8 protein-coding genes are annotated in these 8,839 nt (G+C 70.4%); all 8 read right to left on the bottom strand.

Annotated elements, in window-relative coordinates; translation table 11 throughout:
• The coding region (locus ACI2LP_RS31395; protein WP_404727923.1) for a flavodoxin-dependent (E)-4-hydroxy-3-methylbut-2-enyl-diphosphate synthase at positions 1 to 257 on the bottom strand (257 nt) is incomplete at its 3' end.
• Between the two features lie 4 nt (positions 258 to 261).
• Complete coding sequence (hpnH, locus tag ACI2LP_RS31390; RefSeq protein ID WP_404727922.1) at positions 262 to 1,284, bottom strand: adenosyl-hopene transferase HpnH; 1,023 nt, start codon at positions 1,282 to 1,284, stop codon at positions 262 to 264.
• Positions 1,285 to 1,289: 5 nt separating this feature from the next.
• A complete protein-coding gene (locus tag ACI2LP_RS31385; RefSeq protein ID WP_404727921.1) occupies positions 1,290 to 1,943 on the bottom strand; it encodes a 1-hydroxy-2-methyl-2-butenyl 4-diphosphate reductase in 654 nt (217 codons plus the stop codon).
• A complete protein-coding gene (gene shc, locus ACI2LP_RS31380; protein WP_404727920.1) occupies positions 1,943 to 3,952 on the bottom strand; it encodes a squalene--hopene cyclase in 2,010 nt (669 codons plus the stop codon). Before shc ends, ACI2LP_RS31385 begins: the two co-directional genes overlap by 1 nt.
• A gap of 141 nt (positions 3,953 to 4,093) precedes the next feature.
• Complete coding sequence (locus tag ACI2LP_RS31375; protein WP_404727927.1) at positions 4,094 to 5,161, bottom strand: polyprenyl synthetase family protein; 1,068 nt, start codon at positions 5,159 to 5,161, stop codon at positions 4,094 to 4,096.
• Between the two features lie 38 nt (positions 5,162 to 5,199).
• Entirely contained in the window at positions 5,200 to 6,585 is a 1,386-nt protein-coding gene (gene hpnE / locus ACI2LP_RS31370; protein ID WP_404727919.1) for a hydroxysqualene dehydroxylase HpnE, read from the bottom strand.
• 82 nt (positions 6,586 to 6,667) lie between these two features.
• The gene (hpnD, locus tag ACI2LP_RS31365; protein ID WP_404727918.1) at positions 6,668 to 7,606 is read right to left on the bottom strand and encodes a presqualene diphosphate synthase HpnD; all 939 of its coding nucleotides are present in this window, start codon (positions 7,604 to 7,606) and stop codon (positions 6,668 to 6,670) included.
• Positions 7,607 to 7,614: 8 nt separating this feature from the next.
• Complete coding sequence (gene hpnC, locus ACI2LP_RS31360) at positions 7,615 to 8,559, bottom strand: squalene synthase HpnC (protein ID WP_404727917.1); 945 nt, start codon at positions 8,557 to 8,559, stop codon at positions 7,615 to 7,617.
• Positions 8,560 to 8,839 lie beyond the last annotated feature (280 nt).

The following is an 8,839-nucleotide window of genomic DNA, read 5'->3' as shown; positions in this document are numbered from 1 at the left end:
GCCAGCGCGTCCGCGTCGTCCTGGGTCGGACAAGCCACCCGTACGATCTGGCAGCCCGAAGCGGTGAGCTCGGCGATCTGCTGCAGCGTCGCCCCCATGTCCGAGGTACGCGTCGTCGTCATCGACTGCACCGACACGGGGGCGTCCCCGCCGACGGCCACCGGCCCGACCTGGATGCGCCGCGAGGTGCGGCGCGTCGCGATCGGCCGGGCCGGCAGCTCGGGAAGCCCCAGTGCGACAGGCTCTCCTGCAGACATCACGTCACCCGCGGTTTCCCGAGACGGTCTCTCGTGCCGCCCTGAGGGACTCCTTGAGGGAGCCCATCGTGGCGAGGACGGCGGTGGGCTCGTAGCCGCAGTGCGCCATGCAGTTGGCGCACCGCGGGTCCTTGCCGCGGCCGTACTTGCTCCAGTCGGTCTCCTCGATCAGCTCCCGGTAGGTGGGAACGTATCCGTCGGCCATCAGATAGCAGGGGCGCTGCCAGCCGAAGAGGGAGTAGTTGGGGATCGCCCACGCCGTGCAGGGGAAGTCGGCCTTGCCCTCCAGGAAGTCGAGGAAGAGCGGCGAGTGGTTGAGCCGCCAGCGCCGCCGGTTGCCGCCCGCGAAGGACTTCTTGAACAGCTCGCGGGTCTGCTCCACGCCGAGGAAGTGCTCCTGGTCGGGCGCCTTCTCGTAGGCGTACGCGGGCGAGATCATCATCTCGTCCACCTTGAGGTCGTCATTGAGGTAATTGAGCACCTCGATGATTGTCTGCGGGGTGTCCGTGTTGAAGAAGGTCGAATTGGTGGTGACCCGGAAGCCGCGCCGCTTGGCCTCCTTGATCGCCTCTACGGCCTCGTCGAAAACCCCTTCCTTGGCGACCGATTCATCGTGCCGCTCGCGCAGTCCGTCGATGTGCACGGCGAAAGCGAAGTACGGAGAGGGTGTGAAGTTCTCGATCTTCTTCCGCAGCAGCATCGCATTGGTGCAGAGGAAGACGTACTTCTTCTTCTGCACCAATTGCCGCACGATTTCGTCGATCTGAGGATGCATCAGAGGCTCGCCGCCCGCGATGGAGACCATCGGCGCCCCGGACTCGAGCACCGCGCCGACCGCCTGCGCGACCGGCATGCGCTGCTTCAGAATTCCGGCCGGATGCTGGATCTTGCCGCAGCCCTCGCACTTCAGATTGCAGGCGAAGAGCGGCTCCAGCTCGACGATGAGCGGGAACTTCTCACGCTTGCGGAGCTTCTGTTCAATGAGATACGTCCCGACCCTGATGGTCTGACGAAGCGGCATGGCCATCTAGCTCACCTCCTGGGGAGCAGCAAAGAACGGTGCCATTCGAAGAAAGCGGGAAGGATGGCACGAAGAACACGGAAAGCAGATATTCCACCGCGGACCGTGCCAATCCGGACCAGTTCATGCTCTGGAGCGTCCACGACCACCCGGACGGCCGCAACCGGGCGCGGCCCGGTGCTCAGAGCGCTGCGCAGCGTCGCCGCGGATTCCATGTCCGCCGCGATCGCGCCGGTGGCCAGCAGCTGGGCCCGCTCGTGACCGCGTACGACATGGTCGGAGCCGGTCAGCGGTCCGGTGTGCACCTTGCGTCCGGGCACTGCCCTCGCGACCGCCTTGACCAGCAGTTCCGTGTCCGTGCAGACCGTGTGGCCGGCCGGGTGGCGGGTCTCGTCGGCCACGACGAGGTCGCCCGGGTGCATCCCCGGGGAGAGCCCTGCGCAGAAGCCGGACGCGACGACGGCGGCGTCCCGCAGCTGCTCCGCGCCGAGCGCCTCGCGCACGGCACTCTCCGCGCTCTGTGGGCCCATGCCGGTGCGGAGCACGGTCACCCGACCACGGGCGCCGCTGCGGTCACCACTGCGCAGGGCAAGCTTCTCGATGCCGAGCGCACAGGCGATCAGCAGCGGCGCGGCCGAGCCTGAGGGCTCCGGGGAACCGTCCATCAGCCCCCCTCACGGGTGTGCGTGCGGTCGACTGTGCCGTCGAAGGGGTCCCCGTTCACATAGCGGCCGAGCGCCGTGAGCGGAAAGACCTGCCGGTAGAGGTGGTAGTTGATCGAGAAGTCCCAGGGGAAGCCGGTGCCGGTGAAGTGCGGCTCGTCCCAGGACCCGTCGGCCGCTTGAGTCTCGGCGAGCCGGACGACGCCCCGCTCGACCGCCTTGCTCTCGCGCTCCCCCGCCGCGAGGAGTGCGAGCAGCGCCCAGGCGGTCTGGGAGGCGGTGGACTCGCCGTGCCCGATCCACCGCTGCTCCCGGTAGGAGCGCAGGTCCTCGCCCCAGCCTCCGTCGTCGTTCTGGACGGATTCGAGCCAGCGGACGGCCCGGCGGATCGCCGGGTGCGACACCGGCAGCCCGGCCGCGGTCAGCGCGGGCACCACCGCCCCTGTTCCGTATACGTAGTTGACGCCCCAGCGGCCGAACCAGGCGCCGCTCGGTTCCTGTTCGGCGAGCAGCCACTCGATACCGCGCCGGGTACCGGGGTGGTCGGTCTTGCCCTCGACGGCCAGCATCTCGACGACATGCGCGGTGACGTCCGCCGACGGCGGGTCGATCACCTCACCGAAGTCGCAGAACGGCAGCCGGTTGGGGAACGCGCTGGTGTTGTCGGCGTCGAACGCGGCCCAGGCACCGTTCCTGGACTGCATGCCCAGCGTCCAGCGTTTGGCCCGGCCGATCGCCGCGTCGACCCGCTTCGGTTCGGGGTGCCGCACCCGCCGCAGGGCGAGGATGACCTCGGCCGTGTCGTCGATGTCCGGGTAGTTGTCGTTGTGGAACTCGAAGGCCCAGCCACCCGGGGCCAGCTCGGGCCTGCGTACGGCCCAGTCACCGGGCCGTACGATCTCCTCGCCCAGCATCCAGTCCGCGGCCTTGACCAGCGCCGGATGATCCGGGGCAAGACCCGCGTCGGCGAGTGCGACGGTGGCAAGGCAGGTGTCCCAGACGGGCGACTGACAGGCTTCGATCATGCGCGCCCCGTCGTCGCGCCAGATGGCGAACCGGTCCAGCGATTCGAGACCCGCTCGGATGACGGGGTGTTCGAGGTCGTAGCCGAGCAGATGCAGCGCGATGACGGAGTACACGGCGGGCGGCTGAATGCCGCCCCAGCACCCGTCGTTCTCCTGGCGCTCGATGATCCAGCGCGCCGCGGCGTTCATCGCGACCCGGCGCAGCCGGCGGGGCGCGACCTTGTGGTACGCGTGCAGGACCTTGTCGGCGCGCTGGAAGAAGCCGTCCCAACTCACCGCAGAGGCACGAGGCTTGGGCGGGTTCGGCACCCGGGCATCGGTGTGCAGCTCGTCGAGTGCGAACGGCGCGGGCCGTACCGGACGCTTCGCCGAGACGACGGTCAGCGGCACGATGGTCTGCCGCGCCCAGCAGCCGAAGTCGTAGATGTTGAGCGGGAACCACTTGGGCAGGAAGATCAGTTCGGGCGGCAGCTCGGGGAGGTCGTCCCATTTCCACCAGCCGAAGAGCGCCAGCCAGATCCGGGTGAAGACGCGGCTCGCGGCGATCCCGCCGCGCTGCCTGATCCAGGCGGAGGCGCGCGCCATGTGCGGCTCGTCCGGCCGGTCACCGGCCAGCCGCAGCGCCACGTACGCCTCGACGGTGGTGGAGAGTTCGCCGGGGCCGCCGTAGAAGGTGGCCCAGGTGCCGTCCTCGCGCTGCTCGCCCCGGATGAAGCGGGCGGCTGCCTCGGTGGTCAGGGTGTCCTGGATACCGAGGAACTGACGGAGCAGCAGGTCCTCGGCGTCCATCGTCACATTGGTCTCGAGGTCGCCCTTCCACCAGCCCTGGGCATCCTGCCGGCCCAGCAGATACTCGACGGAGCGTTCCGCGGCCCGCCCGGCGGCCTGGAGAACGTCGCTCGTGGCGGGAGTTGTGTCGGTTGTTTCAGTGGCCGCGGCTGCACCGGACCCCGCGGGCCCGATGCTTCCGTCGGTCGTCGCTGTCATGGCTTCCCCTTCGGTGCAGTGGTTGTCTGCTGTGCTGGGGTCTCCGTCGGCCGGCACCTGATTTGCCCGGGCACCGGCCGGCGACTGCTTGGGGGCCTGGGGGCTAGCCCCCGGAGGGCACGCGTATGAGGGTGATGGCGATCATCTCTTTCGTACGACGACGAAGTCCGCGAGCGCGATCAGCTGTGCCCGCACCTGCTCCGGCATGTCGACACCGCTCAGGGCCTCGATCGCGACGGTGTGCTGCCTGCGGGCCTCCTGGGAGGTCCACTCGCGGCCGCCCGCCTCCTCGATCAGGGCCGCCCTGGTGGCGAATTCCTTCTCGGAGAAGCTGTCGAAGTCATTGCTCTTGGCGTCGGCCGCGAGCAGCTCTCCGAGGCGCTGTGAGGCCGGTCCGCCCGCGGCGAGCGCGGCGACGACCGGAAGGGACTTCTTGCGCTGGCGCAGATCGCTCCAGGTCTGCTTGCCGGTGCTCACCGGGTCGCCCCAGATGCCCAGCAGATCGTCCACGGCCTGGAAGGCGAGCCCGAGGTGGTAGCCGTACGCCTCCAGCGTGTCGGCCGTGCGGTCGTCCGCCCCGCCGAGCACCGCGCCGATGGAGACTGCGCAGGCCAGCAGCGCGCCGGTCTTGTTGCCCTCCATCTCCAGGCACTCCTCGACGCTGACGCGCTCGCGGTGCTCGTACGAGATGTCCTGGGCCTGGCCGTCGATGAGCTTGCGGGTCGCGGTGGTCAGCCGGCGTGTCGCACGGCCGGCCTCGACGCTGCCGAGTTCGAGCAGGATCTCGTTGGCGAGGGCGAACAGGGCGTCGCCGACGAGGATCGCCTGAGCGGGTCCGTGCACCTTCCACACGGTGTCGCGGTGGCGGCGCTGCTCGTCGCCGTCCATCAGGTCGTCGTGCAGCAGCGAGAAGTTGTGCACCAGCTCGACGGCCACGGCACCGGGGACGCCGACCTCGGGCACGGCTCCGGCCGCCTCGGCGGACAGCAGGGCGAGCGCGGGACGTACGGCCTTGCCGCCGTCCCCGTCCGCGGGCCGCCCCTGCGCGTCGATCCAGCCGAAGTGGTACGCGGCGACGGTGTTCATGGGTGGTGCGAGCCGGTCCACGGCGGCACGCAGCACCGGCGTCGACATCGTCCGCCCGCGCTCCAGCAGCGCGGCGATGTCCACTCCCGCTGCGGTGTCTTCAGCCGGGTTGGCCGAGTGCACAGTCGGCACGGTCTCTCCTCTTGTTCCAGTACTCAAGCTCATGCCGCCTCCTTGAGCGGATGTTCATGGGGGCGGCCGAGAGCCAAGAGCGCGGCGCCCGCGGCGCTGAAGCCGCTGCGCACGGCGCTCTCCATGGTCGCGGGCCAGCCGGTGGCCGTCCACGCGCCCGCAAGGTACAGACCCGGCGCCCGGGTGTGTGCGCCGGGGCGCAGCCTGCCGACGCCCGGGCTCGGGGCGAAGGTCGCCGTCCGCTCCCGGGTGACGAAGAAGTCGCGTACCGCGGCGCCTCGCGCGGCGGGCAGCAGTCGCTCCAGCTCGGGCAGATACCGCTCGCGCAGTTCGGCCACGGGGGCGTCGATCTCGTCCTCGGCCGCGGACTGGGACAGCGCCAGATACTGGCCGTCCGCGAGCCCGGAGGCCTCGGTGCGGTCGAAGACCCACTGGACCGGGGTGCCCAGTGCGGCGAAGAAGGGCTGCCGCAGCACCTTGCGGTCGTAGAGGACATGGATGTTGAGGATCGGCGCGGTGCCGATGTCGAGCAGCCGGTCGGGGTCCTCCAGGGCCCCCTCCGGCAGCAGGGCATGGGCCTCGCGCTGCGGTACGGCGAGTACGACGGTGTCGGCCTCCAGCAGCCCGCCGTCCACGGCGACGCTCCAACGCCCCAGCTCCGCACGGGAGATGCCGCGGACCTTGGTGGAGAGCTCGGTGCGTACACCGGCCGAGTCGAGCGCCTTACTGGCCAGTGTGTCGTGCAGCTCTCCGAGCGGCACGCGGGCCCAGCCGATGTCTGCGGCGCCGGGCGCGGAGAGCAGCCCGGTCTTGAAGACCATCGCGGCGAGCCCCATGGAGGCGTTCGGCGCGGTGGCGTTCAGCGTCGCGACGCCGACCAGGTCCCACAGTGCCTCGATGGCACGCTGCGACTGGCCGTGGCGCCCGAGCCAGGTCCCGAAGTCGATGCCGTCCAGCGCCGGGTCGGCCGGGTCGAGCTTGCCGAGCGCGAGTGCGGCGCGCCCGACGCCCGCCCGCTCGGCCAGCGAGAGGTGCGGATAGCCGGCCAGGCTGGCCGCCAGGTGCAGCGGCACAGGCAGCGCGGTGCGGCGCAGCCGGCCAAGACGTGGGCCCTTCTTGCGTGCCACGTCCAGTACGGGCACGTCGAGCCGGTCCTGGAGTGGGGCGAGACGAGCGCCCCCGACCCGTTCGAGGAACCAGCGGTACGCGGTGCAGCAGCGCAGATACACATGCTGGCCGTTGTCGACGGTGAGGTCACCGCGGCGGAAGGAGAAGGCGAGGCCGCCCAGCCGCGGGCGGCCTTCGACCAGGGTGACGGCGACTCCCGCTTCGGCGAGTTGCAGTGCCGCGGTGATTCCGGCGAGTCCCCCGCCGACCACCACCGCGTGCCGGGATCGCAGATCGTCGTCCATCATGCGACCTCCCCTCGGGCCGTTGCCGTCTGGGACGCCACAGCGGACCGGAGGGTTGCGCACCGGTTGTACGCGTACGGCCGCATCAGACACGTCCTCGGAGCGTCTGCCGGGTGACATGCCGGGCGTCGAGTCCGGACAGGCCGCGCACCGCGACGTAGGCCTTCTCCCGACCCGGCAGGGAGACGCGGCCGCGCAGCACCGCCTCCGGGTCGCGTTCGATGCGGTCCAGCAGGCGGCGGTAGATGCCGGCCATGGCGGCGACGCAGGCGCCGCTGCGCCGGTCGAGCATGGGCAGCAGGCGGTAGCCCTCGGCGAAGAGGGTCCGGGCGCGCCGTACTTCGAAGTGGACAAGCCCGGCGAAGTCGGAGCCGGGCGGCGGGGTGGCGCTGTGGAAGCCGGCGGAACAGCCGAACTTGGCCAGGTCGTCGCCGGGCAGATAGATGCGTCCGTTGCCCGCGTCCTCGCGAACGTCCCTGAGGATGTTGGTGAGTTGGAGCGCGAGCCCCAGCGTGTCGGCATACTCGGAGGCGCGCTCGGTCCCGCGCGCGCCGGGCTGGGTGCCGAACACGCCGAGCGAGAGCCGCCCGATCGCACCCGCGACGCACCGGCAGTAGACCTTGAGGTCGTCCCAGGTCTCGTAGCTCTCGCCGCGTACATCCATCAGGACGCCGTCGATGAGCTCGTCGAGTCCGCCGAGCGGAAGCGGGAACCGGCGCGCCGCGTCCGTGAGGGCGACCGCGACGGGGTCGGTGTCGTCGTCGGCGATCTGGCCGGTACGGATCCGCCCGAGCACCTCCCGGGTCGCCTCGAGGCGGTCCCGCTTGGCGTCCGGCGTGAGCGTGCCGTCGCCGATGTCGTCGACGCGGCGCGAGAACGCGTACAGCGCCGACATGGCCCCCCGCTTGTCGGCCGGCAGCAGCCTGATCCCGTAGGCGAAATTGCGCGCCTGATGCCCCGTGACGGCCTCGCAGTAGCTGTACGCAGCCTGCACCGGAGCGGACATCTCCGTCGGTCCCTCCATGGTCCGGCTCACCCCTCTCTACGCGCTCTTCGCAAGACAGCTCCCACTTCACGCAGCAGATTCGCCTTGGTGGGCTTGGGCGGTCCGGGCAGAACGTCGTGGTCCGCGGCCGCGATCGCGGTGAGAGCGGCCCGACCCCCGGCCACGAATCCGGCAAGCAGCAGCCGCAGCCTGCCGTGCACGCTGCCCACCAGCGAGGTGCCGTGATCAAGCAGCTGCCGGGCGCGTTCCGCCTCGAAGGCGATCAGCGCGCGGACGGATGCGCTGCCAGTGCTCGCGGCCAGGTCGTCCTGCGTGACATGGAACCGCTGCATGTCCTCGGCCGGCAGATAGATCCGGTCGCGTCCCAGGTCCTCACTCACGTCCTGGAGGTGCTCCACGATCTGGAGCGCGGTGCACACCTCGTCGGAGCGGCGGACGCGCTCGGGGCTGGTGGTCCCGGTGATCTGCAGCACCAGCCGGCCGACCGGGTTGGCGGAGAGCTCGCAGTACGCGACGAGCTCGTCGTGGGTCTGGTAGCGCCGCACCAGCTGGTCCTGGCGGTTGGCCTCGATCAGGCCGATGAAGGGCTCCGGAGTGAGCGAGCAGCGGCGCACGGTCGGCTCCAGGGCGCGCAGCAGCGGGTGGCGCGGCGTGTCGTTGCCGGAGCCGGCGAAAACGCGGTGCAGGTCGGCCTCGAAGGCGTCGAGCATCGCGAGCCGGTCCTCGGCCGCTGCCGGGTCCACGCCCAGGTGGCGGGCGTCCGCGCCGCCGGGTGCGAGGTCGCCGTCGCCGATGTCGTCGACAAGGCGGGCGTAGCCGTACACCGCCATCAGGTCGTCGCGCCACGCGCGCGGCAGGAAGAAAGGGGCCACGGGAAAGTTCTCGTCCGCGGCCTTGTCGAGTGTGGCGCGCGCGGATGTCGTTGTGGTGCGCGCGGGGGCATCGGGGCGCGCCTGCCGGGTGCCCGTCATCCGGGACTGCCCGCTGCGGGGACGGCGAAAGCCTCGCGGGCCTGGAGATTTTCCGTCATTGCCGTCACATCTCCCGTTCTACACTGCCGATCCAATCCATCCTATTTCGGACACGCCGCCGGTCCTCCCGACTGCGGGAGACCGCCCGGGGACACCGCCCTGCGGACCGGACGCCGAGGGGGTATCGCCCCACTTGCCGCGATTCAGCACTGGTACAGCTTACGTTGTACAACGCGTAGTGATACGTCGGGGTGTTGCGCGCATTACAAGAACACTTCAA

Origin of the sequence: Streptomyces sp. NPDC019890, assembly GCF_044903445.1 — a bacterium.
In the GTDB taxonomy this organism is placed as follows: domain Bacteria; phylum Actinomycetota; class Actinomycetes; order Streptomycetales; family Streptomycetaceae; genus Streptomyces.
The sequence above is the reverse complement of the archived record's forward strand: the minus strand, read 5'-3'. Positions and strand labels throughout refer to the sequence as shown.

What these genes read in the sequence shown, in the direction of transcription:
- hpnH (WP_404727922.1), bottom strand. Translation starts at nt 1,284, where the DNA reads ATGGCCATGCCGCTTCGTCAGACCATCAGGGTCGGGACGTATCTCATT.
- ACI2LP_RS31385 (WP_404727921.1), bottom strand. Translation starts at nt 1,943, where the DNA reads ATGGACGGTTCCCCGGAGCCCTCAGGCTCGGCCGCGCCGCTGCTGATC.
- shc (WP_404727920.1), bottom strand. Translation starts at nt 3,952, where the DNA reads ATGACAGCGACGACCGACGGAAGCATCGGGCCCGCGGGGTCCGGTGCA.
- hpnE (WP_404727919.1), bottom strand. Translation starts at nt 6,585, where the DNA reads ATGATGGACGACGATCTGCGATCCCGGCACGCGGTGGTGGTCGGCGGG.
- hpnD (WP_404727918.1), bottom strand. Translation starts at nt 7,606, where the DNA reads ATGGAGGGACCGACGGAGATGTCCGCTCCGGTGCAGGCTGCGTACAGC.
- hpnC (WP_404727917.1), bottom strand. Translation starts at nt 8,559, where the DNA reads ATGACGGGCACCCGGCAGGCGCGCCCCGATGCCCCCGCGCGCACCACA.